We start from the raw sequence: 26,285 nt of genomic DNA, 5'->3' as shown, positions 1-26,285 counted from the left end.
TGGCTGTGGAAGAGAGAAATTTAAGAAAGACTCGAACAGGCAGAGTTGTAAGCAACAAGATGGATAAGACAATCGTTGTTGCAGTAGAAGACAACGTAAAGCATCCACTTTACAATAAAATCGTTAAGAGAACATACAAGTTAAAAGCTCACGATGAAAACAATGAATGTTTAATCGGTGATGTTGTTAAGGTAATGGAAACCAGACCTTTATCTAAGGATAAGAGATGGAGATTAGTTGAAATTATCAGCAGAGCTAAATAATTTTAATAAGTTAGAATTAAAATTGATATTACTGAAAGGGGTAGTATTATGGTACAACAGGAAACCAGACTTAAGGTTGCTGATAACACAGGTGCTAAAGAAATTCTTTGCATCAGAGTTATGGGTGGCTCAACAAGAAGATATGCAAATATCGGTGATGTTATTGTCGCTACTGTTAAAGAAGCAACACCAGGCGGCGTTGTTAAAAAGGGCGATGTTGTTAAGGCCGTAGTCGTACGTACTGTAAAGGGCGCACGCCGTAAAGACGGTTCATATATTAGATTTGATGAAAATGCTGCAGTAATTATTAAAGATGACAAGACTCCTAGAGGAACTCGTATCTTTGGACCAGTAGCAAGAGAGTTAAGAGATGCACACTTCATGAAGATTGTATCTCTGGCTCCGGAAGTATTATAGGAGGTGCCACAATGTCAGCTGTAAGAATTAAGAAGGGCGATACTGTTAAGGTTATCGCAGGAAAAGACAAAGGCAAAGAAGGCAAAGTAATGTCTGTCAATGCAAAGAACCATACAGCATTAGTTGAGGGCGTAAACATGGTAACAAAGCATGCGAAGCCAAGCGCAGCTAATCAGCAGGGTGGAATTCTCCACCAGGAAGCGCCAATCGATATTTCTAATATCATGTATGTCGTAAAAGGCAAGACAACAAAGATTGGCTACGAATTTAAGGACGGAAAGAAAGTTCGTGTTGCAAAGGCAACTGGCGAAGTTATTGATTAATACAGGAAGGAGGCAATAAATTTTGAGTAGACTTAGAGAGTTATACGATAACGAAATTACAAAGAAGATGACAGAAAAGTTTGGTTACAAGAATCCGATGATGGTTCCGAAGATCGACAAGATTGTAATCAACATGGGCGTTGGTGAAGCAAAGGAAAATTCAAAGCTTCTCGATGCTGCAGTTAAGGAAATGGAAACAATTTCAGGTCAGAAAGCAGTTCTTACAAGAGCAAAGAATTCAATTGCTAACTTCAAGTTAAGAGAAGGTCAGGCAATCGGTTGTAAGGTTACACTTCGTGGTGAGAAGATGTATGAATTCTTAGACAGACTTGTAAACCTTGCATTACCTCGTGTACGTGACTTCAGAGGCGTAAGCGCTGATTCATTCGACGGCAGAGGAAACTATGCATTAGGTATCAAAGAGCAGATTATCTTCCCGGAAATCGAATATGATAAGATTGACAAGGTCAGAGGTATGGATGTAATCATTACAACAACCGCTAAGACTGATGAAGAAGCTCGTGAATTGTTGAGAATGTTCAACATGCCATTCAAGAAATAATAATAGGAGGGAAATTCAATGGCTAAGACTTCAATGAAGATTAAGCAGCAGAGAGCACCTAAGTTCTCTACAAGAGAGTATTCTCGTTGTAGAATCTGTGGACGTCCACATGCTTATTTAAGAAAATACGGAATCTGCAGAATTTGCTTCCGTGAATTAGCATACAAAGGTCAGATTCCAGGTGTGAAGAAAGCATCTTGGTAAGATGAAAATCGTACAGCATTAAAGAGAGATACGGCGTATGCCGTGTTCCTTTAATGCAAACCATTTAACGTAGTCCTGCAAAGCAGGAAACCGGTGAATTTTAAGGAGGATATAAAAAAATGACAGATCCAATCGCAGATATGCTTACAAGAATCCGTAATGCTAACACAGCAAAGCATGATACAGTTGATGTACCATCATCAAAGATGAAGCTTTCCATCGCTAAGATTCTCTTAGACGAAGGTTATATCAAGGCTTACGAACTCGTTGATAACGGTAACTTCAAGGATATCCATATCACATTAAAGTATGGTAAGGATAAGAACGAAAAGATTATTTCCGGACTGAAGAGAATTTCTAAGCCAGGTCTTCGTGTTTACGCAAGCAAGGACGAACTGCCAAAGGTTCTCGGTGGACTCGGTATTGCTATTATTTCAACAAACCAGGGTGTAGTTACTGACAAGGAAGCCAGAAAGCTTAATGTTGGTGGCGAAGTACTCGCTTTCGTTTGGTAGTTTATTCATAAAATTTAGGAGGTGCACGGCATGTCACGTATAGGAAAAATGCCTATCGCTATCCCGGCAGGTGTTACTGTTGAGATTGCAGAAAATAATAAAGTGACTGTAAAAGGTCCTAAGGGAACTCTTGAAAGAGTTTTACCTTCAGAGATGGACATTAAAATGGAAGGTTCTGAAATCGTTGTTTCAAGACCGAATGACTTAAAGAAAATGAAGTCATTACATGGATTAACAAGAACATTAATTAACAACATGGTAATCGGTGTAACAGAAGGTTACGAAAAGAAGCTCGAAGTTAACGGTGTAGGTTACAGAGCTCAGAAGCAGGGTAAGAAGTTAGTATTATCTTTAGGTTACTCTCATCCGGTTGAAATGGAAGATCCGGAAGGACTTGAAACAGTTCTCGATGGTCAGAACATCATCGTTGTTAAGGGTATTGATAAAGAAAAAGTTGGCCAGTATGCTGCTGAAATCAGAGCAAAGAGAGCTCCGGAACCTTACAAGGGCAAGGGTATTAAGTATGCTGATGAAGTTATCAGACGTAAAGTCGGTAAGACTGGTAAGAAATAATTAAAGGAGTGAACAAAAATGGTTAGTAAGAAGTCAAGAGCAGTAGTTCGTGAAAATAAACATAGAAGATTACGTAATCGTTTCAGTGGTACTGCAGCAAGACCACGTTTAGCTGTGTTTAGAAGCAATAATCATATGTACGCTCAGATTATTGACGATACAGTTGGAAAGACACTTGTTTCAGCATCTACACTTGATAAGGAAGTTAAGGCTGAATGTGAAAAGACAAATAACGTTGATGCAGCTGCAGTAGTTGGTACAGTTGTTGCTAAGAGAGCGTTAGAAAAAGGTATCACAACTGTTGTCTATGATAGAGGCGGTTTTGTATATGAAGGAAAAGTAAAAGCATTGGCAGAGGCAGCTAGAGAAGCTGGCCTTGAATTCTAGGCAGAAGGGAGATACAGTATGAAACGTACAATAATTGATGCTAGTCAGTTAGAATTAAATGATAATGTAGTATCAATCAAGCGTGTAACAAAGGTTGTAAAGGGTGGTCGTAACTTCCGTTTTGCAGCACTCGTAGTTGTCGGAGATGGCAACGGACACGTTGGCGCAGGTGTTGGTAAGGCAGCTGAAATTCCTGAAGCTATCCGCAAGGGAAAAGAAGATGCCATTAAGCATTTAGTAGAGGTTCCAATCGATGAGAACGGTTCAGTTCCACATGATTTCATCGGTAAATTCGGAGGCGCTACTGTATTATTAAAGAGAGCTCCAGAAGGTACTGGTATTATCGCTGGTGGTCCTGCTCGTTCAGTTCTTGAACTTGTAGGTATCAAGAATATCCGTACAAAGTCACTCGGCTCTAACAATAAGCAGAACGTTGTTCTTGCAACAATCGCCGGCCTTCAGGCAATGAAGACACCGGAAGAAGTAGCAAGACTTCGTGGTAAATCTGTAGAAGAAATTTTAGGTTAATTGATTGATAGCGCTGCGGGTTTGACGCGGCAGACGGAGGTTGAAAATGGCTGATAAGAAGTTAAGAATAACTTTAGTAAAGTCACCAATCAGTGCGATTCCGAAGCATAGAAGAACCGTTGAAGCTATGGGACTCAACAAGATGCATAAGACAGTTGAACTTCCAGACAACGCTTCAACAAGAGGACAGATTCAGCAGATTGGTTATATGTTAAAGGTAGAAGAAATCTAATAAAATTTGAATAAGGAGGTGCAATGATGGATTTATCTAATTTAAGACCTGCAGAAGGTTCAGTAAAGAGCGATAATTTCAGAAGAGGTCGTGGACACGGTTCAGGAAACGGTAAGACAGCCGGTAAGGGACATAAGGGCCAGAAGGCTCGTTCAGGAGCTCCAAGATTAGGCTTCGAAGGTGGCCAGATGCCATTATACAGAAGAATTCCTAAGAGAGGTTTCAAGAACAGAAACCGTCTGGAAATCGTAGCAATCAACATCAGTGCATTAGAAAAGTTTGATAATGGTGCTGACGTAACAGTTGATACATTAATCGAATCAGGAATCGTTAAGAATCCTAAGGATGGCGTAAAGATTCTTGGTAACGGCGAACTCACAAAGAAGCTCAACGTAAAGGCTAACGCTTTCAGTGCTTCAGCAAAGGAAAAGATTGAGGCGCTCGGCGGAACCTGCGAGGTGATCTAATGTTAAAAACACTGGTCAACGCATTCAAGAATAAAGACATTCGAAAAAAATTGCTTTATACATTAATGATGCTTGTTGTAGTAAGAATAGGAAGCTTGCTTCCTATTCCTGGTGTTGATACGGAATATTTTAGTACGCTTTTGAGCGATATTACTAGCGGCGACATGAGTTATCTTAATGCGTTTACAGGTGGTTCATTTGAAAAAATGTCCCTGTTCGCATTGAGCATAACACCATACATTACTTCTTCCATTATTATGCAGCTTCTTACAATTGCGATTCCAAAGCTGGAAGAAATGCAGAAAGAGGGAGAGGACGGCAGGAAGAAAATTGCTTCCATTACAAGATATGTCACACTCGGTCTTGCTTTAGTTGAAAGTATTGCCATGGCTATCGGATTCGGCAGACAGGGACTCATCAAAGACTATAAAGACATGAGTACATTGCATTATGTGACATCTATTATTGTAGTTATCGCAGTACTTACGGCTGGTTCTGCTTTACTGATGTGGATTGGTGAAAGCATTACTGAAAATGGTGTTGGTAATGGTATTTCAATCGTACTTTTGATTAATATCATTTCAGGTATGCCAAGTGACTTTGCAACACTTTACAATACATTTGTAGCATCTAAGACAATTGCAAGAGGTGTTCTTGCCGCTGCAATTATCTTGGCAATTTTACTTGCTGTAGTAGTTTTAGTTTGCTTTTTACAGGACGGCGAAAGACGAATCCCTGTACAGTATTCACAGAAGATTACAGGCAGAAGATCAATGGGCGGACAGTCTACCCATATTCCGCTGAAAGTGAATACAGCAGGCGTTATGCCGATTATTTTTGCATCATCCCTGATGCAGTTCCCTGTTATTATAGCGCAGCTTTTCTCAAGCACAACACATGAGTGGGCGAAGTACTTAAGCTCATCTTACTGGTGCAGAGTTGCAGCACCGAAATATTCATTAGGATTACTGTTATATGTTGTATTAATTGTTGTATTTGCATATTTTTATACATCTATTACATTCAATCCGGTGGAAGTTGCTGACAACATGAAAAAAGCCGGTGGTGTGATTCCTGGTATTACACCGGGTAAATCAACCAGCGAATATTTGAATAACATTTTAAATTACATTGTATTTATTGGTGCAATCGGTCTGATGATTATTGCATTAATTCCAATTTTGTGTTCCGGTTTCTTTAATGCCAGCGTATCGTTTGGCGGAACATCTATCATCATTATTGTTGGTGTTGTTCTTGAAACTTTAAAGCAGATTGAAGCACAGATGTGTAATCGTTATTACAAAGGATTTTTAAGCGAATAATTAAAACGATATGACTTGCCTGGTGTATTCGCTGGGCGAGTCGTTTGTCTATATAAGGAAGGGTATGAAAAAAATGAAAATCATTATGTTAGGTGCTCCTGGTGCCGGTAAAGGTACACAGGCTAAGAAGATTGCTGAGAAATATACAATTCCGCATATTTCTACAGGAGATATTTTCAGAGCAAATATTAAGAACAACACAGAACTCGGACAGAAGGCAAAGACTTATATGGATAAGGGTGAGCTGGTACCGGACGAACTGGTTGTTGATTTAATTATGGACAGATTCAAAGAAGCAGACTGTGCAAACGGTTATGTATTAGATGGATTCCCACGTACAATTCCACAGGCAGAAGCACTCGACAAAGCCCTTGCCGCAAATGGTGAAAAAGTGGATTTCGCAATTAATGTTGAAGTTCCGGACGAAAACATCATCAACAGAATGTCAGGCAGACGTGCATGTGTAGGCTGCGGAGCAACTTACCACATCAAGTACAATCCGACAAAGGTAGAAGGTATCTGCGATGCCTGCGGCGAAAAGCTGATTTTAAGAGATGATGATAAGCCGGAAACCGTAAAGAACAGACTTTCTGTATATCATGAACAGACACAGCCGTTGATCGACTACTATGCAAAGAAGAACGTTTTAGCAGAAGTAGACGGAACAAAGGATATGGAAGATGTATTTAATGATATCGTAACGATATTAGGAAAGTAGTGAAGCAATGTCAGTTTCAGTAAAGTCCAACAGGGAAATCGAATTAATGCGGGAAGCAGGAAAGATTCTCGGAACGGTTTTAAATGAACTTTCCAAAGAAATTAAACCCGGAATGACAACACACCGGATTGACCAGCTTGGCGAGGAAATGATCCGCAGCTACGGCTGCATACCGTCATTTTTAGGCTACGGCGGGTTTCCGGCATCCATCTGCGTATCCGTGAATGAAGAAGTGGTTCATGGAATTCCATCCAAGAAGCGGATTCTTCACGAGGGAGATATCGTCAGCATGGATGCAGGTGTTATTTATAAAGGGTATCACTCAGATGCCGCAAGAACAGTCGGCGTCGGAGAGATTAGCAAAGAGGCACAGCAGCTGATTGAAGTTACAAAACAGAGTTTTTTTACAGGCATTCAGTTTGCAAAAGAAGGCTGTCATTTACATGAAATTTCAAATGCAATTGCTGCATACAATGAAAGCTACGGGTACGGCGTGATCCGTGATCTGGTGGGACACGGAATCGGAACAGAACTCCACGAAGACCCGCAGATACCGAATTTCACACAGGAGCGCAGAGGTATTAAGCTTTACGAAGGTATGACACTTGCCATAGAGCCGATGGTTGCGGCAGGCGGATATGCAGTGAAATGGCTTGACGATGACTGGACAGTAGTGACTGCCGATCATTCTTTAGCGGCCCATTATGAAAATACAGTGCTTGTTACAAAGAACGGACCGGAGATATTATCTCTGGTAGAAGAATAAAATCGATGTTGGGGTCAAAAGCCCCCAACTATGATATCTACGGATTGTTCCGTGCTGCGCACTCCCACAATCCTACCCAATATTCGCATATCGTGGGACTATCATCCCACTTTTATGCTCATATTGGGGCGGGTCACAAGGTCATTCACCCACCTATGAGCAAGCTCATGTGGGTTTAGACCTTTTGACCCTGATATCATAAAATCTTGAATACAGGAGATTTTCTATGAATGAAGAATTACAATGGTGTTTTGCAAAATCTCTTGCAGGACATGACAAAGAAACTGTATATATCATAAAAAAGATGGATTCTGAGTATGCATATTTGACGGACGGTAAGAATAAGCTTATAGACAGCCCGAAGAAAAAGAAAATAAAGCATATTCAGGTTATCAAAAAAAAGGACAGCAATTTAGAGTCAAAGCATAACAATCATATCAGCATTCAAAATGAAGATATAAAAAAAGCAATTAAACTTTATATTTCCAGCAATAAGGAGGAATGACAAATGTCAAAGGCAGATGTAATTGAAATCGAAGGAACCGTTGTTGAAAAACTTCCAAACGCGATGTTTCAGGTAGAATTAGAAAACGGACATCAGGTGCTTGCACACATCAGCGGAAAGTTAAGAATGAACTTTATCCGAATCTTACCGGGTGACAAGGTAACAATTGAGCTTTCACCATACGATTTAAGTAAGGGCAGAATTATCTGGAGAGATAAATAGAAACGGTTGGTAAAACTATATAAAAAATGCATGGAAATATCGGCATAATTTATATAAAATTATGCTAAAATTTTCTTGCTATTTTTAAAATACTTGTGTTACAATATATAACGAACTTGTCTGAAAGGAGGCTTTTGCAGTGAAGGTTAGATCATCAGTAAAACCAATTTGTGAAAAGTGCAAAGTCATTAAAAGAAAGGGTAGCATCAGAATTATCTGTGAAAACCCAAAGCATAAGCAGAGACAGGGTTAATTACCCGGCTTGTTTGTGCATTTTAGAATAGGTATACACACAGGTATCGGTATATTTATTCGTAATAATGCGGCTGCAGCTATGAACCGCTCGGCTATGTTGTAAGGTTTATAGCTTTTATATAAGTAATTTCATGAAAACTGCGCACACATTTCAGGCGTCAGCAATGACGAGCTGCGTATGGGGTCTGGATTACAAAGAATTAAGAAAATAACTATTCATTTTTTGATTAACGGAGGTTAAAGAACACATGGCTCGTATTTCAGGTGTAGACTTACCAAGAGAAAAACGTATTGAAATCGGTCTTACTTATGTATATGGTATCGGCCGAGTTAGAGCAACAAAGATTCTTGAGGCAGCTCAGGTAAATCCTGATACTCGCGTTAAGGATTTAACAGATGAGGAAGTTGCAAGAATCGCTAAGGTGATTGATGCAGATCCTGAACATTTAGTAGAAGGTGACTTAAGACGTGAAGTTGCCATGAATATTAAGAGATTAAAAGAAATCGGTTGCTATAGAGGAATCCGTCATAGAAAAGGACTTCCATGCAGAGGTCAGAAGACTAAGACTAATGCAAGAACATGCAAGGGTCCGAAGAAGACAGTTGCAAACAAGAAGAAGTAATAAGGAAGACTTTTAATAGGAGGTTAGGTTAGAAATGGCTCAAAAGGTTACAAAAAAAGTGACAAAGAAGCGTGTTAAGAAGAACGTTGAAAGAGGACAGGCTCATATTCAGTCTTCTTTTAATAATACAATTGTTACATTAACAGATGCAGAAGGTAATGCTTTATCATGGGCAAGTGCCGGCGGACTTGGATTCAGAGGTTCTAAGAAATCTACTCCTTACGCTGCACAGATGGCTGCTGAAACAGCAACAAAGGCTGCATTAGTTCACGGATTAAAGTCTGTAGACGTTATGGTTAAGGGACCTGGTTCAGGTAGAGAAGCTGCTATTCGTGCACTTTCTGCTTGCGGTCTTGAAGTTACAAGTATCAAGGACGTTACTCCTGTTCCACATAATGGTTGTCGTCCACCAAAGCGTAGAAGAGTTTAATTAGGAGGTAAATGTTAAGATGGCAGTGAATAGAACACCTGTGCTCAAGAGATGTCGTTCTCTTGACTTAGATCCTGTATATTTAGGAATAGATAAGAAATCAAGAAGAAAGGCTAAGAATGCCGGAAGAAAGATCAGCGAGTATGGTATGCAGCTTCGCGAAAAGCAGAAAGCTAAGTTCATCTACGGTGTATTAGAAAAGCCTTTCAGAAACTACTATAAGAAGGCTGAAAAGATGAAGGGTATGACTGGTGAAAACCTTATGGTTATGCTCGAATCAAGACTTGACAGCATTATCTTCAGATTAGGTTTCGCAAGAACAAGAAGAGAAGCAAGACAGATCGTAGATCACAAGCATGTACTTGTAAACGGTAAGAGCGTTAACATTCCTTCATACTTAGTAAAGGCTGGCGATGTAATCGAAATCAGAGAAAAGTCTAAGTCTTTAACAAGATATAAGGAAATTCTTGAAGCTACAAACGGCAGACTCGTTCCAGAATGGCTCGAAGCTGACAGAGATGCTCTGAAGGGAACTGTTGTACAGTTACCTACAAGAGAAGCTATTGATGTTCCTGTAGACGAAATGCTTATCGTCGAGTTATATTCTAAGTAATTTAGATTGTTGCTATCAGTCGTCGGAAAGAGGATTCGGTATCACTTTCCGGTGGCTGATACAGCAAGTTTAGGAGTATACTGATAATATCCTAAAATGACAATTGCAAGAATAAAACTTTTAAAACCCAAAAGGAGGGGCTATACATGGTTGACGCAGATTTTAATTTCAAAATGCCAAAGATTGAGATGACAGATGTGTCTGAAGATGGCAAGTACGGTAGATTTGTAGTAGAACCACTTGAGAGAGGTTACGGTTTAACACTTGGTAATTCCCTTAGAAGAATTATGCTTTCCTCATTAGTTGGTACTGCTGTAAGCAGTGTCAAGATTGAAGGCGTCCTTCATGAGTTCAGTTCAATTCCAGGAGTAAAGGAAGATGTGACAGAAATCATCATGAACATCAAGCAGTTAGCAATTAAGAATAACAGCAGTTCAGTAGAACCGAAGGAAGCACATATTGATTTCGTAGGCGAAGGTGTCGTTAAGGCATCTGATATTCAGGTTGACCCTGATATTGAAATTATTAATCCTGATCTTGTAATTGCACACTTAAACGGTGCTGATTGCAAGTTATCAATGGAACTTACAATTACAAACGGCAGAGGCTATGTAAGTTCAGAAAAGAATAAGAAAGAAGACCAGCCTGTCGGTGTTATCGCAGTAGACTCTATCTATACACCGGTTGAACGTGTAAATATGTCTGTACAGAATACACGTGTTGGACAGGATACGGATTTTGATAAATTAACACTTGATATTTTCACAAATGGAACAATTGCACCGGATGAGGCATTAAGCCTTGCCGCAAAGGTTCTCAGTGAGCATTTAAAGGTGTTTATTAATCTTTCAGAAAATGCTGCAAAGGCAGAAGTTATGGTAGAACAGCAGGAAGATGAATCAAGCAAGGTACTGTCTATGAGTATCGAAGACCTTGAATTATCAGTTCGTTCTTTCAACTGCTTAAAGAGAGCCGGCATCAATACGGTTGAGCAGCTTTGCAATAAGACACCTGATGACATGATGAAGGTTAGAAATCTTGGTAAGAAGTCATTAGACGAAGTACTTTTAAAGTTAAAAGAGTTAAATTTACAGCTTAGTCCAAACGAAGACTAATGCAGACTGCCACAGGGCAGACCATTCAGAGCGTGAAAGACACGTTCGGTAAAGTAGTTGTATGTAATGCGGCAGATCCGCGTTCATAGTAGAATATTTGTAGAGAAAACGCATATGCAGTAAGTCCATACGCGCATGTATATGGGTTACAAATGGAGGTTTAAAATGGCAAAGTATAGAAAGCTTGGTAGAAATTCAAGCCAGAGAAAGGCTTTATTAAGAAGTCAGGTTACAGCATTAATCGAAAACGGTAAGATCGTTACAACAGAAGCAAGAGCGAAGGAAGTTCGCAAGATGGCTGAAAAGCTTATCACACTTGCTGTAAAGGAAAAGGATAACTACGAAACAGTTACAGTTTCTGCAAAGGTTCCGAAGAAGGATTCTGAAGGCAAGAGAGTGAAGGAAGTTGTAGACGGTAAGAAAGTTACTGTTTATGATACTGTAGAAAAGGAAATCAAGAAGGATTTACCTTCAAGACTTCATGCTAGAAAGCAGATGGATAAGGTTCTCTACAAGGTAACAGAAGTTCCGACAGCTGCTGCTGGAAGAAAGAAGAATACAAAGACAGTTGACCTTACAAATAAATTATTTGATGAAATCGCTCCAAAGTATGCTGACCGTCAGGGTGGTTATACAAGAATCGTTAAGATTGGTTTAAGAAAAGGCGATGCTGCAATGGAAGTACTTCTTGAGTTAGTATAATTTTATTGTAGATGATTGGGAAGCTATGTGTTTTCGGATGCATAGCTTCCTTTTTGTACATATTGCAGAAATATAAGGAGAATTATGGGAATCGTAAAAGCAAAAGACCTTACATTTGAATATATCAGACGTGATGAAGAAGGCAATGTGGAAGGTATTACAACTGCCGTGGACCACGTTAACATGGATATCCAGCCGGGAGAATTTATTGCCATTTTAGGTCACAACGGCTCCGGAAAATCCACATTTGCAAAACATATCAATGCCCTTCTTTTTCCGACAGAAGGGACGATTTTAGTAGACGGACTGGATACTTCCGATGAAGACAACGTCATGGATGTCCGTCAGCGTGCCGGCATGGTTTTTCAGAATCCGGACAATCAGATTATCTGTACGCTGGTTGAAGAAGAAGTGGGTTTCGGACCGGAAAATATCGGTGTACCGACAGAAGAAATCTGGGAACGTGTCGCAGCCAGTTTAAAGGCAGTCGGTATGTATCAGTACCGGAAAGCGTCGCCGAATAAATTATCCGGCGGACAGAAACAGCGTGTAGCGATTGCGGGAATTGTGGCAATGAAGCCGAAATGTATCATATTGGACGAGCCGACCGCAATGTTAGACCCACACGGCAGGGCAGATGTCATGCGGGTACTGCATGAATTAAACCGGAAAGAGGGTGTAACGGTTATTCTGATTACACATTATATGGAAGAAGTCATTGATGCCGACCGTGTTTTTGTGATGGATGAAGGAAAAGTTGTGATGGAAGGCACACCGCGCCAGATTTTTTCAAGGGTAGAAGAATTAAAGCAGCTACGGCTTGATGTTCCGCAGGTGACAGAGCTGGCTTATGAATTAAGCAGAAGCGGCGTTCCGATACGCAGCGGAATCCTGACCAATCAGGAATTGATTGACGAACTTATGAAGTTGAAATAAAATGTGTAAAGAACATTGCTGTATAAATACAGTGGAAATGAGGAAGAAATGTCCATTATTGTTGATAACATCAGTTATACCTATGAAATCGGTACAGGATTTGAAAAACAGGCATTAAAAAATGTAAAATGTGTCATTAACGACGGGGACTTTATCGGACTGATTGGTCATACCGGGTCGGGAAAATCAACCTTTATCCAACATTTGAACGGACTGGTGAAAGCAACCAGCGGTACGATTTATTTTAATGGCATGGATATTTATGATAAAGATTTTGATATGAAAATGCTGCGTAGTAAAGTCGGACTGGTATTCCAGTACCCGGAACATCAGCTGTTTGAAACAGACATTTTTAAAGACGTCTGCTTCGGACCAAAGAATCTGGGACTGCCGAAAATGGAAGTGGAACTGCGTGCATTTGAAGCGCTGCGTCTTGTCGGGTTGGATGAAAATCTGTATTACCAGTCGCCGTTTGATTTATCGGGTGGACAGAAAAGACGTGTTGCGATTGCCGGTGTGCTTGCGATGCGCCCGGATGTGCTGATACTGGACGAACCGACAGCAGGTCTGGACCCGAAGGGCAGAGATGAAATTTTAGACAGCATTAAAGATTTAAAAGAAAAAACCGGCATTACGGTGATTTTAGTATCCCACAGCATGGAAGACGTGGCAAAATATGTGAACCGCATTATGGTAATGAATGACGGTGTTTTGATGTATGATGACACACCGAAGCATATTTTTGCAGGATACAGGGAATTAGAGCAGATCGGCCTTGCGGCGCCACAGGTAACTTATATTATGAATGATTTGAAAAATGCAGGCTTTGCCGTTGATGTCAATGCCATTACCGTAGAGGAAGCCAGACAGAGCATTTTGAAGAATTTACAAGGGATTCATGGAAAGGCATAGGAACACAAATTTATGTTAAGAGATATTACCATTGGACAATATTATCAGACAGATTCGGTGATTCACCGGTTAGACCCGCGTGTAAAACTCATGGGAACGCTGATTTTTATTATCACGCTTTTTTTGGGAAAAAGCGTGTGGCTGTATCTGGGTGTTACCGTATTTCTGGCGGCAGTCATTAAATTGTCAAAAGTGCCTGTTAAATTTATTGTAAAAGGCTTAAAGGCGGTTGTAATACTGATTCTGTTCAGTGTCATTTTCAATCTGTTTTTAACGGAAGGAACGCCGGTCTTTCACATCTGGAAACTGACGGTTACTAAAGAAGGTATCTATCTGGCAGCATTTATGATGGTGCGCTTGATATTCCTGATTATGGGTTCATCGCTGATGACCCTGACTACGACACCGACTCATTTGACGGACGGACTGGAAAAAGGACTTGGATTTTTAAAAGTATTTCATGTACCGGTTCACGAAATCGCCATGATGATGTCGATTGCCCTGCGCTTTATTCCGATTCTGATTGAAGAAACTGATAAAATCATGAAAGCACAAATGGCGCGCGGCGCCGATTTTGAAAGCGGCAATCTGATGAAGCGTGCAAAGGCAATGATTCCGATTCTGGTTCCATTGTTTATTTCGGCATTCCGCCGTGCAAATGAACTGGCAATGGCGATGGAAGCCCGCTGTTACCACGGTTCGGAGGGACGAACCAAAATGAAACCACTGCGCTACGGCAAAAATGATAAAATCGCATATCTTGTGCTGGCTGGGTATCTGATAGTGATGATTGGCATTAATACGGCACTGGGCGGCAGAGTCATCTAAATGGAGAGAGGTATGAAAAGAATTAAACTGACCGTTGCATATGACGGAACGCATTACAGCGGCTGGCAGATTCAGCCCAGTGCGCCCACAATCGAAAAAGAACTGGATACGGCAATTTATGCACTGACCGGTGAAAAACTGCATGTCACAGGGGCAAGCAGAACCGATGCCGGCGTGCACGGACTTGGCAATGTGGCTGTTTTTGATACGGAATCGACAATTCCCGGTTCCCGCTTCTGTTATGCGTTAAACCGGTATCTGCCGGAAGAAATCAGCATTTTGGAATCCCGTGAAGTAAAAGGTGACTTTCACCCGCGCCACTGCAATACCAAAAAGACGTATGAATACAAAATTTTAAATACCCCGTTTCCGATTCCGCAGCAGCGCAATTACGCATGGCACGTACCTGGAAAACTGGACACTGTCCGTATGCGGGAAGCGGCGGAACTGCTTGTCGGGGAACACGATTTTAAAAGCTTCTGCTGTGTGAGGACACAGACGGAAACGACCGTGCGGCATGTCTATGGACTTGAAATTTCAGAGCAGGATGCCTATGGTGCAAAAATGTTTACGATACGGATTACCGGAAATGGATTTTTATACAACATGGTGCGGATTATCGCAGGAACATTGGTTCAGGTCGGTAAGGGACAGTTAAGCGCAGACGATGTGGCGCAGATGCTTGAAGCCAAAGACCGTACCGCGGCGGGACAGACTGCCCCGCCACAGGGACTGACACTGATGAACATTGAGTATGTGGACGGCGATGATGCGGAGTATAGAGCTGTGGATAATCCTTCAATTTCATAAGATTTTGTGGATAAGTCCGGAAAATTTCATTTTCAGATGAAAAATAGATTGACACACTCGGACGTGTGTTATATAATTGTTAAATGTGACATGGCATAAGTGCGTGTCCTTAAACTATGAGTTAAGTGCTTAACCAAAGCCCCGGAGAAGCATTTAATATCAATCATATTAGAATTAATAGAATGCAATAAAAGCAATCATTTCAGGAGGAAAACCAATGAAAAGTTATATGGCTAGTGCATCAACAGTTGAAAGAAAATGGTATGTAGTTGATGCTGCAGATTATACATTAGGTCGTTTAGCATCACAGGTTGCTAGTGTTTTAAGAGGAAAGAACAAGCCTACTTACACACCGTTCATCGACTGTGGTGACAACGTTATCGTAATCAACGCTGATAAGGTTAAGGTTACAGGTAAGAAGTTAGATCAGAAGATTTACTATCATCATTCAGACTATGTTGGTGGTATGAAAGAAACAACATTAAAGGAAATGATGGAAAAGAAGCCTGAGAGAGTTATCGAACTCGCTGTTAAGGGAATGCTTCCAAAGGGACCTTTAGGCAGACAGATGTATACAAAGCTTCATGTATATGCAGGACCTGATCATGATCAGGCAGCTCAGAAGCCGGAAGTTTTAAAGTTTTAATTAAAGGACAAATAAGGAGGAAATGACAGTGGCTAAGAAGGCAAACGGAAAGTTCTACGGAACAGGTAGAAGAAAAAGCAGTATTGCTAGAGTATATTTAGTACCGGGTAACGGTAACATTACAATCAATAAGAGATCACTTGATGAGTATTTCGGTCTTGAAACACTCAAGGTTGTTGTAAAGCAGCCTTTAGCATTAACAGAAACAACTGAAAAGTTTGATGTTCTTGTAAATGTACACGGTGGTGGATACACAGGTCAGGCTGGTGCTATCAGACACGGTATCTCAAGAGCTCTTCTTGAAGTTGATTCAGAAGAATACCGTCCATTATTAAAGAAGGCTGGCTTCTTAACAAGAGATCCTCGTATGAAGGAAAGAAAGAAGTATGGTTTAAAGGCAGCTCGTCGTGCACCACAGTTCTCAAAGAGATAGGATTTTATTGTATTTTGGAATACAATTCAATACGATTTATTACACCTCAGAATTTCGGTTCTGGGGTGTTTTTTTATGTGAACTGTGATAAAATAAATATTATGATAATAGGTTATCAAGTATAAGTGATAAAATATTTAAATATTAATCAAAACGGAAGGAGTGTTTATATGACAACTGTAAGCACAAAAAGCGGTAGAATTATAAAAGTTGTATCCAGAGAAGAAGAAAAAAGCACATTGACACTATCAGATTATGAAATGGACGAAAGGGCAGTTGAAGCTGTTAAGGCGGCGATAAATAAAGCAAAGATTTGTAAAAAACCTATAGCAGGTTATGATAAAGAAAAGAAGCGGGCTTATGTTGAGTATGCAAATGGAGAAAGAAAGTATGCAGAATAGAAAACCGATGATTCTTGTTTTAGCAGGACCAAATGGCTCAGGGAAAAGTACAATAACAACTTTTTTTGATAAAGTTGGTCAATATACGAATGCGGATGATGTTGTTGCGGCTACAGGAATGGATAATATGGAAGCGGCTGTTTTGGTTGATAAGATGAGATATGAATCAATATCAAAGAAAGAAGATTTTACATTTGAAACCGTTTTGTCATCTGAATATAAATTAAATATTTAAAAAAAAGCAAAAGAAGAAGGATATTTTATAAAATGCGTATTTGTATTAACTGTTGATCCACAAATTAATATTGCCAGAATAGAATCGCGAGTAGCATCAGGCGGACACGATGTTGATAGTAGAAAAGTTGTTGAAAGATATTATAAATCAATTAATAACATAAAAATTGCGAATCAATGCCAAAGCGTGTTATAATAATCCGGACTATTTGTAAAGAAAGGCACATCATCATGGCAGCAGTTGTAACTGAAAAAATCATAGAAATGTTTCTGATACTTCTTGGCGGGGTAATCGTCTACAAAGCAGGACTGATAGACGATAAAACCGTTCCGAAGTTATCCAACCTGTTATTAATGTTTATATCGCCGCTGCTCATATTCCAGTCCTACCAAATGGAATTTGAAATGCGGCTGTTTTACGGACTGCTTTGGACACTGGCGGCGTCCGCAGTCACATTTGCGGTCACAATCGTATTATCAGAGCTGTTATTCCGCAAAAAAGGAGAGCGTACACCCGTAGAAAAAATAGCCGTCATCTATTCCAACAGCGGCTTTATCGGACTGCCGTTAATTAACGGTATTATCGGTTCGGAAGGCATTTTTTACATGACGGCATATCTGACCGTCTTTAATTTACTGCTGTGGACACACGGTGTACTCGTTATGGGCAGTGCGGGCAGTTTTAAGGAAATGTGTAAAAATCTGCTGACACCGACCATTATTGCGATATTTGCAGGCGTTGTCTGCTTTGTCACACAGCTGCGCCTGCCGGATGTGTTTGCAAATCCCATACAGATGATTGGCAATATGAATACACCGCTTGCCATGATTATCGCGGGAGCCAATCTAGCACAGGGAAATCTTTTAAAAAGCCTGCAGAATAAGCGGCTGTATCTGATCTGTTCCGTCAAGCTCATTTTATATCCGTTCGTGGGGCTTGCGGCATTGTGGCTGTTACATTTGGAATTTCATATTGCATTTACCGTATTTATCGGCATGGCGTGCCCGGCGGGCGCATCGGCGATTATGTTTGCGGAGCGTTACGGAAAAGACGCAAAATACGCCTCTGAAATCTTTGTGGTGACAACCGTATTATCGGCAGTATCGATTCCTGTGCTGTCCGTGCTTGCAATCCGCCTGCTTGGCGCGGCGTAAAAGCAGACAAGCGCTGGAGATATATAAGCAGCAGCCGGCAGAATAGAGATTAAAATAGAATAAATGAACAGTAAAATCCATGTAAAATAAAAGGAAAAACACAAAATAGCAGTTGCAAACGACTGGAAAAATTTGTATACTAAAACAAGTGAAAAATGTGATAAAGGGGAGCAACACAATGACGGTACAGGAGTGTTATCAGCAGATACAGGGCAATTATGAGAATGTGTTGAAGCGTTTAAAGACAGATGAGAGAATTGTAAAATTTCTTGAGCTGTTCTTAAGTGATACCACTTATGAGAAATTATCCGAAGCGGTAAATGCCAAAAATGATCAGGAAATTTTTAAATGTGTCCATGATTTAAAAGGTATGGCGCTGAATCTGGGTTTGACGGCATTGCAGAAAGCAGCACAAAATTTGTGTGATGCAGTGCGTTACGGTGAACCATCAGTTGATATTGATCCGTTATATCAGGAAGTTACCAAAGAATATCAGAAAGTTGTAGATATAATACACGTAATCATGCAGGGACAGAACAGGAGCGTTTAAACCTGCACAATGGAGGATGAACATGGAAGAAAAAAAGAAGTATCGGTTCGCCGATGAAAAAGAACAGCTAAAGAGGGTCAATTCATTTTTAGCAACAGGCTATACCATATTTTATATTGTAATTTTAAGTGTGAGCTGGGAATCGTATTTCAGAGGCGTACGGACACTTGGTTATACAGGGCTGCTCAGCGTTCTGACACTGATAGCGATGGCGATTAATTTCCTTTCAACAAGAAAGGACAAGTCACAGTCCCGGTCAAGAAAGATAGCGTTTATATGTTTTGTAGTCATTGCATTTTTAATGGCATACGCTTACGACAGCTATTATGTAAGATTTATTGCGGCAATTCCGTTTTGCGGCTATGTACTGCTGTACGACAAGAAAAATGTTGCCGTTACGGGCGGTATTTATTTTGCATTAAATGTATTTGTCAATATTATCAGAATCGGTGTACAGCACGCATATCCGAAAGAAGTGGCAATTGACCATATTTATGCGACATTTGCAATCGGACTGCTCATTGTGTTAATTTATGCAACCACGAGTGTTGCCGAGCAGTTTAAAAGGGATACAGAAGGCAGTTTAAAGGAACAGCATGAAAAGCAGAAGGTGATGGTCCGTGACATTTTAGAGGTGGCACATGAGGTTTCGGAAGGCACACAGAATGCCATGAATATTGTCAATGACTTAAATGCTTCGACAAAGGTGGTTGGACAGACCATGCAGGATATTGCGGGCAGTAACCAGAATACCGCAGAAAATATCCAGACACAGACCGAGATGAGCCGGAATATTCAGGAATCGATTGGAACAACACTGCAGTATGCAGAAGAAATGGTGCAGGTAGCCAAAGAGTCCGGTACACTCAATGAAAGCAGTATTAATGCGATGAATCATTTAAAGACACAGGCAGAAGTCATTGCTGCGACAAATGAAGATGTAGCAACGCTGATGAATACGTTAAAAGAGCGTACAGAAGCCGTAAAAGGCATTGTCGATACAATCTTTTCGATTTCATCACAGACTAATCTGCTGGCGTTAAATGCCTCCATTGAAAGTGCAAGAGCGGGCGAAGCCGGAAAAGGGTTTGCAGTTGTAGCGGACCAGATTCGTAATCTTGCAGAAGAAAGCAGAAAAGAAACCGAGAATATTGCAAAGATTCTTGAAGAACTTTCTGACGGAACCAATGCGGCATCCGATGCCGTAACGCAGTCGGTAGAAGCCGCACAGGTGCAGAATGATATGATTCAGAATGCATCGGAGAGCTTTAGCGGAATGAGCGGCAATATGTCCAAGATGATTGAAAATATCGAGCATATGGACAGCATGTTAAACAGCTTAAAGCAGGCGAATGACCAAATTGTAGAAAATATTATGCAGATTTCGGCAACGGCAGAAGAAGTGACTGCCGCATCCACACAGGCAGAAAATCTGAGCAATCAGAATCTTGAAAATGCGGAAAATGCGCAGCAACTTTTAACCGGTGTTCTTTCCGTTTCAGAAAAATTAAATACCTATCAGGCACAAGAATAAAAAGAAGCCGCATCCATGAGTGGACTTTAAAAGTCCGGACACAGATGCGGCTTTTACTTATTTAGAAGCCTGTCTATAGACAAATGCGGCAACAACGGCAGTCAGTGCTTCCGTAATCCAGAAGGCGTGCCATACAAAAGCAGGTCCGGCGGTGTGGCACAAAATAAAGGCGGCAGGAATAATCACCGCTACATAGCGCAGAAGCGAAATGATAAAAGAAGAAAATCCTTTACCAAGCCCCTCCAAAGCGCCGGAAGCCGTAACAGAAACCGCGGATACGATAAAGCCCAGACAGATAATGTGCAGGGCGCGTGTGCCGAGCGCAATCGTTTCGGGATTTGCGGTAAAAAGCGCAATCAGCGGCTTTGCGGCAAACAGACAGCCTAAAGTGCCTGCAAGCATCATGGCGGCAGTCATGGCAAGCGTGGTATCATAAATCTTTTTTACGCGCTTCATTTCACGCGCACCGTAATTGTAGCCGATAATCGGGCGCATACCCTGAATAATGCCGTTGGCAGGCAGATATAAAAAGGTTTGTAATTTATAGTAAATTCCCAAAACAACAACATAACTCTGTGAAAATCCCGCCAGCAGTGCATTTAAGAAAGAAACCAGCAGGGACGGCAGAGCCAGATTTAAAATGGCAGGCACGCCGATTGCATATAGTTTTTTGTCGGTTGCACCGTGCGGCTTTAAATAACAGCGGCGGATATGCACCGGAAGCGGACGTGAAAAATATACGACAAGGTAAATGCTTAATGTCACAATCTGCCCGATACCGGTTGCAAGTGCTGCACCGGCAATGCCAAGCCGCGGCAGAAAACCGATGCCGAAAATCAGCAGAGGGTCTAATATAATATTGGTAATACAGCCGCACAGCAGAGCAGCCATAGTGATTTTCATGTTGCCGACTGCCTGAAAAATCTTTTCAAATGCAAGTCCGAGCATAATAATCAGGGAAAATGAAAATGCTATCGAAGCATAACGTGTGCCAAGCTGTAAAACTTCGGTATCCTTTGTAAAAAGGGATAAGAAAAACGGCATGATACCGATGCTTACAACGGTAATTACAATGCCATGCACAATCGAAAACAGCATACCGTGTGTTGCGGCGCGGTCGGCATTTTTGACATCGCCTGCTCCAAGGCATAGTGCAATCAGGGCATTCATGCCGACTCCGAAACCGATTGCAATAGCATTGATTAAATTCTGAACCGGATACACCAGCGACAGTGCCGTCATTGCCTGCTCACTGATTTGCGCCACGAAAAAGCTGTCAATAATGTTGTATAAGGAATTTACAAGCATGGAAATTACCATAGGAAGTGCCATGCTTGTCAGCAGTGGAAATACCGGTTTTTCTTTCATAAAAGACTGATTCATAAAATACTCCATTCTGCAGACGATTCTTAAAAAGGTTTAATTATTTTACTCAAACCTGTAATAAACTGCGCTGCGCCGTCTGTAACACAAAGCAGCCGTGCGGCAAAAAAAACGCCACACAATTACCCCGTAAAAGGATAATTGTGTGGCGAAAAAAGATAAACTATAAAAATCCACACGTTGTTTTAGTGTGGTTATTTTAGCATAAAGCCCGAAAAAAAGCAAGGCAGGGCCTAAAAGTATGCTATAATAGAAAGCAAAGGTTTTAGCCGCAAAAGAAATTGAAGAAGGTTTACAGAAATGGAGCAGAAAATGGTACAAAACACGAAATTAACAAAAATGATATTCTGGGCAATGATGGTGGCAGTCGGAGTGGTGATTTCACCGTTACTGCGGATTGAGGGAATGTGTCCGATGGCACATTTTATCAATGTCACCTGTGCCGTCTTATTAGGGCCGTGGTATGCGTTTCTATGCGCATTGGCAATTGGACTTATCCGCATGGCATTTATGGGCATTCCGCCGCTTGCACTGACGGGGGCGGTATTCGGCGCGGCGCTGTCAGGCATTTTATACCGGGCGTCGAAGGGAAAGATTATTTTTGCATTTTTAGGTGAAGTCATCGGTACAGGCATTATCGGTGCAATTGTATCATATCCGGTAATGGCGCTGTTATGGGGCAGAACCGGGCTTACATGGCTGTTTTATGTGCCGTCCTTTATAGCGGGAACATTAATCGGCGGCAGTATCGCCTTTTTATTCTTAAAGCAGTTACAGCGCATGAAACTGCTGACAAAGTTCCAGCAGGCATTGGGAACACAGGTTTATGACAAAGTAAAACAGGCAGAAAGCAGCCTTAAACAGTAAAACAAAAAGGAAGGAAATAAAAAAAATGCTTGAAAAGATGAAAAAAGCAAAAGAAGCGGTCATCAGTCAGGCACCGCTCATACACTGCATTACCAATCCTATTTCAATCAATGACTGTGCCAATGTAGTGTTGGCGCTGGGGGCAAAGCCGATTATGGCAGAACACCCGAAGGAAGTCCATGAAATCACGGCACTTGCAAAGGCATTGGCAGTCAACCTCGGTAACATTACCGATGCAAGGGCAGAATCCATATTTATATCCGGTGGAGTGGCTAAAAATGCGCAGATACCCTGCGTGATAGATGTGGTCGGCGCGGCATGCTCTGCCTTGCGCATGGAGCTGGCACAAAGGTTTATCCGTGAGTGCGCACCGTGTGTCATTAAAGGCAATTTGTCTGAAATCAAAGCGCTTGCGGGAGTGGACAACGCGGCACAGGGAATTGATGTCGGTCAAAAAGACAGTGTAAACGGAAAGGATACACAGAAGTTACAAAAGACCGGACAACTGGTTTGTAGCTATGCAAAAAAGGCACATGCCGTTGCCATGGCAAGCGGGGCGGTCGATATCATCTCGGACGGCAGTCAGGTGTGGTTTGTAAAAAATGGCGTGGCAGAGCTATCCAAAGTCACGGGAACAGGCTGCATGCTCAATGTCATTACGGCAACATACCTTTCCGTAACAGACCCGCTTACAGCATGTCTGCTTTCGGCAGGAACGCTCGGTATCTGCGGAGAGCTCGCAGACAAAAGCCGCGGCATGGGAACGTACCATATTGAATTAATCAATCAGTTATCCACACTGTCGGATGCGCAGTTGGAACAGTATTTACAGATACAACGTGCGTTATAGGTAATACCTATAACGCACTATTATTTTTGTATATTTGTCAAAGCCGGATTTCCGTGCTAATATCTTAGACATAGAAAACATACATGACCTACTTGTTAAGTATGAATAACAAAACAGGAAAGGCATACAGACAACATAAAAATAAAAAATGATTTTGAAAGCCGTGTAAGCAGGCGGCAGAATGGAGGACAATATGAGTACATTAAAAGAAAGAAATTTAAAATTTGAAACAAAGCAGCTTCACGTAGGACAGGAAAGCGCAGATCCGGTTACAGATTCAAGAGCTGTGCCGATTTACCAGACCTCTTCTTATGTGTTCCACAACAGCGAACATGCAGCTGCAAGATTCGGACTGACAGATGCCGGTAACATTTACGGAAGATTAACCAATCCGACAGAAGACATTTTTGAACAGAGAATTGCAGCACTTGAAGGCGGTGTAGCAGCGCTTGCAGTAGCTTCCGGTGCGGCAGCAATCGCTTATACATTCCAGAATCTCGCACAGGCAGGCGACCATATCGTAGCTTCAAAGACAATCTACGGCGGTACATACAACCTGTTAGAGCATACATTACCGGCATACGGCATTACAACAACATTCGTAGATGCCAACAACTTAGATGAAATCAGAAATGCCATTCAGGACAACACAAAGGCAGTATTCATCGAAACACTCGGCAATCCAAATTCCAATGTCGTTGATATCGAAGAAATTGCAAAGATTGCACACGAAAACAAGATTCCGCTTGTAATTGATAATACATTCGGTACACCATACCTTATCCGTCCAATCGAATATGGCGCAGATATTGTTGTTCATTCAGCAACAAAGTTCATCGGCGGACACGGAACAACCATCGGTGGTGTTATCGTAGACAGCGGTAAGTTTGACTGGGAAGCATCCGGCAAATTCCCGTCACTGGTTGAACCAAACCCAAGCTACCACGGCATCAGCTTCACAAAGGCAGCAGGTCCGGCAGCATTTGTTACAAAAATCCGTGCAATTCTCCTCAGAGATACAGGTGCTACCCTTTCGCCAATCCACGCATTTATCTTTCTTCAGGGACTTGAAACACTTTCACTGCGTGTAGAACGTCATGTGGAAAATGCGTTAAAGGTTGTAGATTATTTATCAAAGCACCCACAGGTAGAAAAGGTCAACCACCCATCATTACCGGATGCACCGACACATGATTTATATGAAAAATACTTCCCGAACGGCGGCGGTTCAATCTTCACATTTGAAATTAAGGGCGGCGCTGAAGAAGCAAAGAAGTTCATTGATAACCTTCAGGTATTCTCTCTGCTTGCTAATGTAGCAGATGTAAAATCCCTTGTTATCCATCCGGCTTCTACAACACATTCACAGCTGTCAGAAGAAGAACTGCTTGATCAGGGCATTAAGCCAAACACAATCCGTCTTTCAATCGGTACAGAGCATATCGATGATATCATTGATGATCTGGAAGAGGCATTTGCCGCAGTAAGATAAAAAACTCTTGCACAGCGCGCTGGTTTATGATAAAATGTAAATGTTACTAATAATATTTTCAGGAGGATTATCATGTCGGACGATGCTGACGGTGATACGGCACCTAACCACAGAACAATCAAAAATTTAAATCAGAACGAATGAATACAGGCATGGCTGCACGGATACAATCTTGCAGCTATGCCTTTTTGTGCTGTTTTAGGGAAATACCGGTGTGATAAGCGAAAGGAGTTTTATTTAAAGATGGGTACAGATATTGTATCGTGGGTAATTATTATTTGCTGCATTATGATGTCAGCATACTTTTCAGCGACAGAAACAGCGTTTTCTTCGCTTAACAGGATTCGTATGAAAAATATGGCGGAAAAGGGGAGTAAGCGGGCAAAGCTGGTGTTAAAGCTTTCAGAAAATTATGACAGCCTGCTTTCAACGATTCTGATAGGGAATAATATTGTCAATATTACCTGTACATCACTTGTTACAATTCTTTGTGTCAAGGGATTTGGTGAAGATGTGGGGGCAACCCTGTCAACCGTGATTACAACCGTGGTGATTCTGGTATTTGGTGAAGTTTCGCCGAAAAGTATTGCAAAGGAATCAGCAGAAACGGTTGCGATGTTGTCAGCGCCGCTATTAAGAATATTTATCTACATACTGTCACCGGCGAATTTCTTATTCCGCCAGTGGAAAAAGCTGTTGTCCTGCATTTTTAAAAGTCAGGATAATAAGGGGATTACAGAAGAAGAACTGCTTACAATTGTACAGGAAGCTGAAGCGGACGGCGGCATTGATAAAGAGGAAGGAAGCTTAATCCGCAGTGCAATTGAGTTTAATGAACTGGAAGCGATAGATATTTTAACCCCGCGTGTCGATGTCATCGGTGTGTCCGTAGGATTATCCAAACCGGAAATTGCAAAGGTATTTGCAAAAACAGGATATTCGCGCCTGCCGGTATATGAAAAAGACATGGATAATGTTGTCGGCATTTTATATCACAAGGATTTTTACAATTACGTCAATAATTCGGATATGACAATCCGTGAAGCCGTAAAGCCGGTGCTGTTTACGACAAAGCATAAAAACATCAGTGAACTGTTAAAAGAATTACAGGTAAAACATATGCACATTGCGGTGATAGTGGATGAATTTGGTTGTACGGTCGGTATCCTTACATTAGAAGATATTTTGGAAGAACTGGTCGGAGAAATCTGGGACGAACACGATGAAGTCGTGCGGGAGGTTGAGCCGTTATCGGAAAATGTGTACCGTGTTTCAGGTAAAACCAATGTCGAGCGCCTGTTTGAATCCCTCGGATATGAGCAGGAATTTGATGTGCAGACTGTCAGTGGCTGGATTATGGAGCTTTTAGAGCGTATACCGGAAGCGGGTGACACCGTAGATTACCGGAACATGCACCTCACTGTAGAGAGCATGAAAGAAAAGCGCGTGGATACGGTAAGGCTGGAAATCCGCCCCGAAAGCCAGAGTGCATAGTGAAAAAAGAAAAGAGGA

At 41.4% G+C, this 26,285-nt stretch carries 38 protein-coding genes; 37 read left to right on the top strand and 1 reads right to left on the bottom strand.

Annotated elements, in window-relative coordinates; genetic code table 11:
- The first annotated feature begins 5 nt into the window (after positions 1-5).
- The 33 genes from rpsQ (at position 6) to WMO37_RS04530 (ending at position 20,181) form a co-directional block, all read left to right on the top strand.
- Positions 6-263, top strand: coding sequence for a 30S ribosomal protein S17 (gene rpsQ / locus WMO37_RS04690; RefSeq protein ID WP_022432671.1), 258 nt, complete (start codon positions 6-8; stop codon positions 261-263).
- A 48-nt stretch (positions 264-311) separates the two neighbouring features.
- Positions 312-680, top strand: coding sequence for a 50S ribosomal protein L14 (gene rplN, locus WMO37_RS04685; RefSeq protein ID WP_022432672.1), 369 nt, complete (start codon positions 312-314; stop codon positions 678-680).
- An 11-nt stretch (positions 681-691) separates the two neighbouring features.
- Positions 692-1,003, top strand: a complete 312-nt coding sequence (rplX, locus tag WMO37_RS04680; RefSeq protein ID WP_022432673.1) for a 50S ribosomal protein L24 — start codon at positions 692-694, stop codon at positions 1,001-1,003.
- Positions 1,004-1,025: 22 nt separating this feature from the next.
- Positions 1,026-1,565: a 50S ribosomal protein L5 gene (gene rplE, locus WMO37_RS04675; protein ID WP_022432674.1), complete on the top strand. Its 540-nt coding sequence runs from the start codon at positions 1,026-1,028 to the stop codon at positions 1,563-1,565.
- A gap of 18 nt (positions 1,566-1,583) precedes the next feature.
- The gene (locus WMO37_RS04670; RefSeq protein ID WP_005613006.1) at positions 1,584-1,769 is read left to right on the top strand and encodes a type Z 30S ribosomal protein S14; all 186 of its coding nucleotides are present in this window, start codon (positions 1,584-1,586) and stop codon (positions 1,767-1,769) included.
- A 119-nt stretch (positions 1,770-1,888) separates the two neighbouring features.
- Complete coding sequence (rpsH, locus tag WMO37_RS04665; protein WP_022432675.1) at positions 1,889-2,284, top strand: 30S ribosomal protein S8; 396 nt, start codon at positions 1,889-1,891, stop codon at positions 2,282-2,284.
- A 30-nt stretch (positions 2,285-2,314) separates the two neighbouring features.
- On the top strand, positions 2,315-2,857 hold the full coding sequence (gene rplF / locus WMO37_RS04660) for a 50S ribosomal protein L6 (RefSeq protein ID WP_022432676.1): 543 nt from the start codon (positions 2,315-2,317) through the stop codon (positions 2,855-2,857).
- Positions 2,858-2,875: 18 nt separating this feature from the next.
- On the top strand, positions 2,876-3,244 hold the full coding sequence (gene rplR, locus WMO37_RS04655) for a 50S ribosomal protein L18 (RefSeq protein ID WP_022432677.1): 369 nt from the start codon (positions 2,876-2,878) through the stop codon (positions 3,242-3,244).
- A gap of 18 nt (positions 3,245-3,262) precedes the next feature.
- Positions 3,263-3,772, top strand: a complete 510-nt coding sequence (gene rpsE, locus WMO37_RS04650; protein WP_022432678.1) for a 30S ribosomal protein S5 — start codon at positions 3,263-3,265, stop codon at positions 3,770-3,772.
- A gap of 46 nt (positions 3,773-3,818) precedes the next feature.
- Positions 3,819-4,004, top strand: coding sequence for a 50S ribosomal protein L30 (rpmD, locus tag WMO37_RS04645; protein WP_022432679.1), 186 nt, complete (start codon positions 3,819-3,821; stop codon positions 4,002-4,004).
- A gap of 26 nt (positions 4,005-4,030) precedes the next feature.
- On the top strand, positions 4,031-4,471 hold the full coding sequence (gene rplO / locus WMO37_RS04640) for a 50S ribosomal protein L15 (protein WP_227090601.1): 441 nt from the start codon (positions 4,031-4,033) through the stop codon (positions 4,469-4,471).
- Complete coding sequence (gene secY / locus WMO37_RS04635; protein WP_022432681.1) at positions 4,471-5,793, top strand: preprotein translocase subunit SecY; 1,323 nt, start codon at positions 4,471-4,473, stop codon at positions 5,791-5,793. The genes rplO and secY overlap by 1 nt, the downstream gene beginning before the upstream one ends.
- 73 nt (positions 5,794-5,866) lie before the next feature.
- Positions 5,867-6,511 (top strand): adenylate kinase, encoded by a 645-nt coding sequence (locus WMO37_RS04630; protein WP_227090602.1) that lies wholly within the window; start codon positions 5,867-5,869, stop codon positions 6,509-6,511.
- A gap of 7 nt (positions 6,512-6,518) precedes the next feature.
- Positions 6,519-7,277 carry a type I methionyl aminopeptidase gene (gene map, locus WMO37_RS04625; RefSeq protein ID WP_022432683.1) on the top strand — a complete coding sequence of 253 codons (759 nt, stop codon included), beginning with the start codon at positions 6,519-6,521 and terminating at the stop codon, positions 7,275-7,277.
- A 226-nt stretch (positions 7,278-7,503) separates the two neighbouring features.
- On the top strand, positions 7,504-7,782 hold the full coding sequence (locus WMO37_RS04620) for a KOW domain-containing RNA-binding protein (RefSeq protein ID WP_022432684.1): 279 nt from the start codon (positions 7,504-7,506) through the stop codon (positions 7,780-7,782).
- Between the two features lie 3 nt (positions 7,783-7,785).
- A complete protein-coding gene (gene infA / locus WMO37_RS04615) occupies positions 7,786-8,004 on the top strand; it encodes a translation initiation factor IF-1 (protein WP_022432685.1) in 219 nt (72 codons plus the stop codon).
- Between the two features lie 139 nt (positions 8,005-8,143).
- Positions 8,144-8,257: a 50S ribosomal protein L36 gene (gene rpmJ / locus WMO37_RS04610; RefSeq protein ID WP_003022746.1), complete on the top strand. Its 114-nt coding sequence runs from the start codon at positions 8,144-8,146 to the stop codon at positions 8,255-8,257.
- A 250-nt stretch (positions 8,258-8,507) separates the two neighbouring features.
- The gene (gene rpsM / locus WMO37_RS04605) at positions 8,508-8,882 is read left to right on the top strand and encodes a 30S ribosomal protein S13 (protein WP_022432686.1); all 375 of its coding nucleotides are present in this window, start codon (positions 8,508-8,510) and stop codon (positions 8,880-8,882) included.
- A 34-nt stretch (positions 8,883-8,916) separates the two neighbouring features.
- Positions 8,917-9,312 (top strand): 30S ribosomal protein S11, encoded by a 396-nt coding sequence (rpsK, locus tag WMO37_RS04600; protein ID WP_022432687.1) that lies wholly within the window; start codon positions 8,917-8,919, stop codon positions 9,310-9,312.
- A gap of 19 nt (positions 9,313-9,331) precedes the next feature.
- On the top strand, positions 9,332-9,925 hold the full coding sequence (gene rpsD / locus WMO37_RS04595; RefSeq protein WP_022432688.1) for a 30S ribosomal protein S4: 594 nt from the start codon (positions 9,332-9,334) through the stop codon (positions 9,923-9,925).
- Positions 9,926-10,071: 146 nt separating this feature from the next.
- Complete coding sequence (locus tag WMO37_RS04590; RefSeq protein WP_022432689.1) at positions 10,072-11,040, top strand: DNA-directed RNA polymerase subunit alpha; 969 nt, start codon at positions 10,072-10,074, stop codon at positions 11,038-11,040.
- A 165-nt stretch (positions 11,041-11,205) separates the two neighbouring features.
- Positions 11,206-11,742, top strand: a complete 537-nt coding sequence (locus WMO37_RS04585; protein ID WP_022432691.1) for a bL17 family ribosomal protein — start codon at positions 11,206-11,208, stop codon at positions 11,740-11,742.
- An 84-nt stretch (positions 11,743-11,826) separates the two neighbouring features.
- Positions 11,827-12,678, top strand: coding sequence for an energy-coupling factor transporter ATPase (locus tag WMO37_RS04580; protein ID WP_022432692.1), 852 nt, complete (start codon positions 11,827-11,829; stop codon positions 12,676-12,678).
- Positions 12,679-12,726: 48 nt separating this feature from the next.
- A complete protein-coding gene (locus WMO37_RS04575) occupies positions 12,727-13,590 on the top strand; it encodes an energy-coupling factor transporter ATPase (RefSeq protein ID WP_022432693.1) in 864 nt (287 codons plus the stop codon).
- 12 nt (positions 13,591-13,602) lie between these two features.
- Positions 13,603-14,418: an energy-coupling factor transporter transmembrane component T family protein gene (locus WMO37_RS04570; protein WP_227090542.1), complete on the top strand. Its 816-nt coding sequence runs from the start codon at positions 13,603-13,605 to the stop codon at positions 14,416-14,418.
- A 12-nt stretch (positions 14,419-14,430) separates the two neighbouring features.
- A complete protein-coding gene (truA, locus tag WMO37_RS04565) occupies positions 14,431-15,228 on the top strand; it encodes a tRNA pseudouridine(38-40) synthase TruA (RefSeq protein WP_227090543.1) in 798 nt (265 codons plus the stop codon).
- 217 nt (positions 15,229-15,445) lie between these two features.
- Positions 15,446-15,874, top strand: a complete 429-nt coding sequence (rplM, locus tag WMO37_RS04560) for a 50S ribosomal protein L13 (RefSeq protein WP_022432696.1) — start codon at positions 15,446-15,448, stop codon at positions 15,872-15,874.
- 22 nt (positions 15,875-15,896) lie between these two features.
- A complete protein-coding gene (rpsI, locus tag WMO37_RS04555; RefSeq protein WP_227090544.1) occupies positions 15,897-16,307 on the top strand; it encodes a 30S ribosomal protein S9 in 411 nt (136 codons plus the stop codon).
- A gap of 170 nt (positions 16,308-16,477) precedes the next feature.
- Complete coding sequence (locus WMO37_RS04550; protein ID WP_349154401.1) at positions 16,478-16,708, top strand: hypothetical protein; 231 nt, start codon at positions 16,478-16,480, stop codon at positions 16,706-16,708.
- On the top strand, positions 16,698-16,943 hold the full coding sequence (locus tag WMO37_RS04545) for a hypothetical protein (protein ID WP_349154400.1): 246 nt from the start codon (positions 16,698-16,700) through the stop codon (positions 16,941-16,943). Before WMO37_RS04550 ends, WMO37_RS04545 begins: the two co-directional genes overlap by 11 nt.
- 230 nt (positions 16,944-17,173) lie before the next feature.
- A complete protein-coding gene (locus WMO37_RS04540) occupies positions 17,174-18,097 on the top strand; it encodes an AEC family transporter (RefSeq protein ID WP_349154399.1) in 924 nt (307 codons plus the stop codon).
- 178 nt (positions 18,098-18,275) lie between these two features.
- A complete protein-coding gene (locus WMO37_RS04535; protein ID WP_022432701.1) occupies positions 18,276-18,647 on the top strand; it encodes an Hpt domain-containing protein in 372 nt (123 codons plus the stop codon).
- Positions 18,648-18,669: 22 nt separating this feature from the next.
- Entirely contained in the window at positions 18,670-20,181 is a 1,512-nt protein-coding gene (locus WMO37_RS04530) for a methyl-accepting chemotaxis protein (protein ID WP_349154398.1), read from the top strand.
- Between the two features lie 57 nt (positions 20,182-20,238).
- Here the strand turns inward: WMO37_RS04530 and WMO37_RS04525 are convergent, their stop codons facing one another.
- Positions 20,239-21,564 carry an MATE family efflux transporter gene (locus WMO37_RS04525; RefSeq protein ID WP_349154397.1) on the bottom strand — a complete coding sequence of 442 codons (1,326 nt, stop codon included), beginning with the start codon at positions 21,562-21,564 and terminating at the stop codon, positions 20,239-20,241.
- A 312-nt stretch (positions 21,565-21,876) separates the two neighbouring features.
- On the opposite strand from WMO37_RS04525, the gene thiW reads away from it, so the two are divergent.
- The 4 genes from thiW to WMO37_RS04505 all read left to right on the top strand — a co-directional run bounded on the left by thiW (position 21,877) and on the right by WMO37_RS04505 (position 26,267).
- The gene (thiW, locus tag WMO37_RS04520) at positions 21,877-22,431 is read left to right on the top strand and encodes an energy coupling factor transporter S component ThiW (RefSeq protein ID WP_022432704.1); all 555 of its coding nucleotides are present in this window, start codon (positions 21,877-21,879) and stop codon (positions 22,429-22,431) included.
- 25 nt (positions 22,432-22,456) lie between these two features.
- A complete protein-coding gene (gene thiM, locus WMO37_RS04515; protein ID WP_349154396.1) occupies positions 22,457-23,281 on the top strand; it encodes a hydroxyethylthiazole kinase in 825 nt (274 codons plus the stop codon).
- Positions 23,282-23,474: 193 nt separating this feature from the next.
- A complete protein-coding gene (locus WMO37_RS04510) occupies positions 23,475-24,773 on the top strand; it encodes an O-acetylhomoserine aminocarboxypropyltransferase/cysteine synthase family protein (RefSeq protein ID WP_022432706.1) in 1,299 nt (432 codons plus the stop codon).
- A gap of 243 nt (positions 24,774-25,016) precedes the next feature.
- Complete coding sequence (locus WMO37_RS04505; protein WP_349154395.1) at positions 25,017-26,267, top strand: HlyC/CorC family transporter; 1,251 nt, start codon at positions 25,017-25,019, stop codon at positions 26,265-26,267.
- The last annotated feature ends 18 nt before the right edge of the window (positions 26,268-26,285 follow it).

It is taken from the genome of Lachnospira intestinalis (genome assembly GCF_040095895.1).
Taxonomy (GTDB): Bacteria; Bacillota; Clostridia; order Lachnospirales; family Lachnospiraceae; genus Lachnospira; species Lachnospira intestinalis.
Note: the sequence above shows the minus strand (reverse complement) of the source record. Positions and strands in the feature narration are given on the sequence as shown.

Coding starts and splice junctions, on each gene's coding strand:
- thiM (WP_349154396.1), top strand. CDS start 22,457: ATGCTTGAAAAGATGAAAAAAGCAAAAGAAGCGGTCATCAGTCAGGCA.
- secY (WP_022432681.1), top strand. CDS start 4,471: ATGTTAAAAACACTGGTCAACGCATTCAAGAATAAAGACATTCGAAAA.
- WMO37_RS04535 (WP_022432701.1), top strand. CDS start 18,276: ATGACGGTACAGGAGTGTTATCAGCAGATACAGGGCAATTATGAGAAT.
- WMO37_RS04670 (WP_005613006.1), top strand. CDS start 1,584: ATGGCTAAGACTTCAATGAAGATTAAGCAGCAGAGAGCACCTAAGTTC.
- WMO37_RS04545 (WP_349154400.1), top strand. CDS start 16,698: ATGCAGAATAGAAAACCGATGATTCTTGTTTTAGCAGGACCAAATGGC.
- map (WP_022432683.1), top strand. CDS start 6,519: ATGTCAGTTTCAGTAAAGTCCAACAGGGAAATCGAATTAATGCGGGAA.
- WMO37_RS04570 (WP_227090542.1), top strand. CDS start 13,603: ATGTTAAGAGATATTACCATTGGACAATATTATCAGACAGATTCGGTG.
- truA (WP_227090543.1), top strand. CDS start 14,431: ATGAAAAGAATTAAACTGACCGTTGCATATGACGGAACGCATTACAGC.
- rpsH (WP_022432675.1), top strand. CDS start 1,889: ATGACAGATCCAATCGCAGATATGCTTACAAGAATCCGTAATGCTAAC.
- WMO37_RS04505 (WP_349154395.1), top strand. CDS start 25,017: ATGGGTACAGATATTGTATCGTGGGTAATTATTATTTGCTGCATTATG.
- rplX (WP_022432673.1), top strand. CDS start 692: ATGTCAGCTGTAAGAATTAAGAAGGGCGATACTGTTAAGGTTATCGCA.
- WMO37_RS04620 (WP_022432684.1), top strand. CDS start 7,504: ATGAATGAAGAATTACAATGGTGTTTTGCAAAATCTCTTGCAGGACAT.
- rpsM (WP_022432686.1), top strand. CDS start 8,508: ATGGCTCGTATTTCAGGTGTAGACTTACCAAGAGAAAAACGTATTGAA.
- rpsK (WP_022432687.1), top strand. CDS start 8,917: ATGGCTCAAAAGGTTACAAAAAAAGTGACAAAGAAGCGTGTTAAGAAG.
- infA (WP_022432685.1), top strand. CDS start 7,786: ATGTCAAAGGCAGATGTAATTGAAATCGAAGGAACCGTTGTTGAAAAA.
- WMO37_RS04525 (WP_349154397.1), bottom strand. CDS start 21,564: ATGAATCAGTCTTTTATGAAAGAAAAACCGGTATTTCCACTGCTGACA.
- rpmD (WP_022432679.1), top strand. CDS start 3,819: ATGGCTGATAAGAAGTTAAGAATAACTTTAGTAAAGTCACCAATCAGT.
- rplM (WP_022432696.1), top strand. CDS start 15,446: ATGAAAAGTTATATGGCTAGTGCATCAACAGTTGAAAGAAAATGGTAT.
- WMO37_RS04575 (WP_022432693.1), top strand. CDS start 12,727: ATGTCCATTATTGTTGATAACATCAGTTATACCTATGAAATCGGTACA.
- rplN (WP_022432672.1), top strand. CDS start 312: ATGGTACAACAGGAAACCAGACTTAAGGTTGCTGATAACACAGGTGCT.
- WMO37_RS04585 (WP_022432691.1), top strand. CDS start 11,206: ATGGCAAAGTATAGAAAGCTTGGTAGAAATTCAAGCCAGAGAAAGGCT.
- WMO37_RS04510 (WP_022432706.1), top strand. CDS start 23,475: ATGAGTACATTAAAAGAAAGAAATTTAAAATTTGAAACAAAGCAGCTT.
- rpsD (WP_022432688.1), top strand. CDS start 9,332: ATGGCAGTGAATAGAACACCTGTGCTCAAGAGATGTCGTTCTCTTGAC.
- WMO37_RS04540 (WP_349154399.1), top strand. CDS start 17,174: ATGGCAGCAGTTGTAACTGAAAAAATCATAGAAATGTTTCTGATACTT.
- WMO37_RS04530 (WP_349154398.1), top strand. CDS start 18,670: ATGGAAGAAAAAAAGAAGTATCGGTTCGCCGATGAAAAAGAACAGCTA.
- WMO37_RS04580 (WP_022432692.1), top strand. CDS start 11,827: ATGGGAATCGTAAAAGCAAAAGACCTTACATTTGAATATATCAGACGT.
- rpsE (WP_022432678.1), top strand. CDS start 3,263: ATGAAACGTACAATAATTGATGCTAGTCAGTTAGAATTAAATGATAAT.
- thiW (WP_022432704.1), top strand. CDS start 21,877: ATGGTACAAAACACGAAATTAACAAAAATGATATTCTGGGCAATGATG.
- rplF (WP_022432676.1), top strand. CDS start 2,315: ATGTCACGTATAGGAAAAATGCCTATCGCTATCCCGGCAGGTGTTACT.
- WMO37_RS04550 (WP_349154401.1), top strand. CDS start 16,478: ATGACAACTGTAAGCACAAAAAGCGGTAGAATTATAAAAGTTGTATCC.
- rpsI (WP_227090544.1), top strand. CDS start 15,897: ATGACAGTGGCTAAGAAGGCAAACGGAAAGTTCTACGGAACAGGTAGA.
- rplO (WP_227090601.1), top strand. CDS start 4,031: ATGGATTTATCTAATTTAAGACCTGCAGAAGGTTCAGTAAAGAGCGAT.
- rplR (WP_022432677.1), top strand. CDS start 2,876: ATGGTTAGTAAGAAGTCAAGAGCAGTAGTTCGTGAAAATAAACATAGA.
- WMO37_RS04630 (WP_227090602.1), top strand. CDS start 5,867: ATGAAAATCATTATGTTAGGTGCTCCTGGTGCCGGTAAAGGTACACAG.
- WMO37_RS04590 (WP_022432689.1), top strand. CDS start 10,072: ATGGTTGACGCAGATTTTAATTTCAAAATGCCAAAGATTGAGATGACA.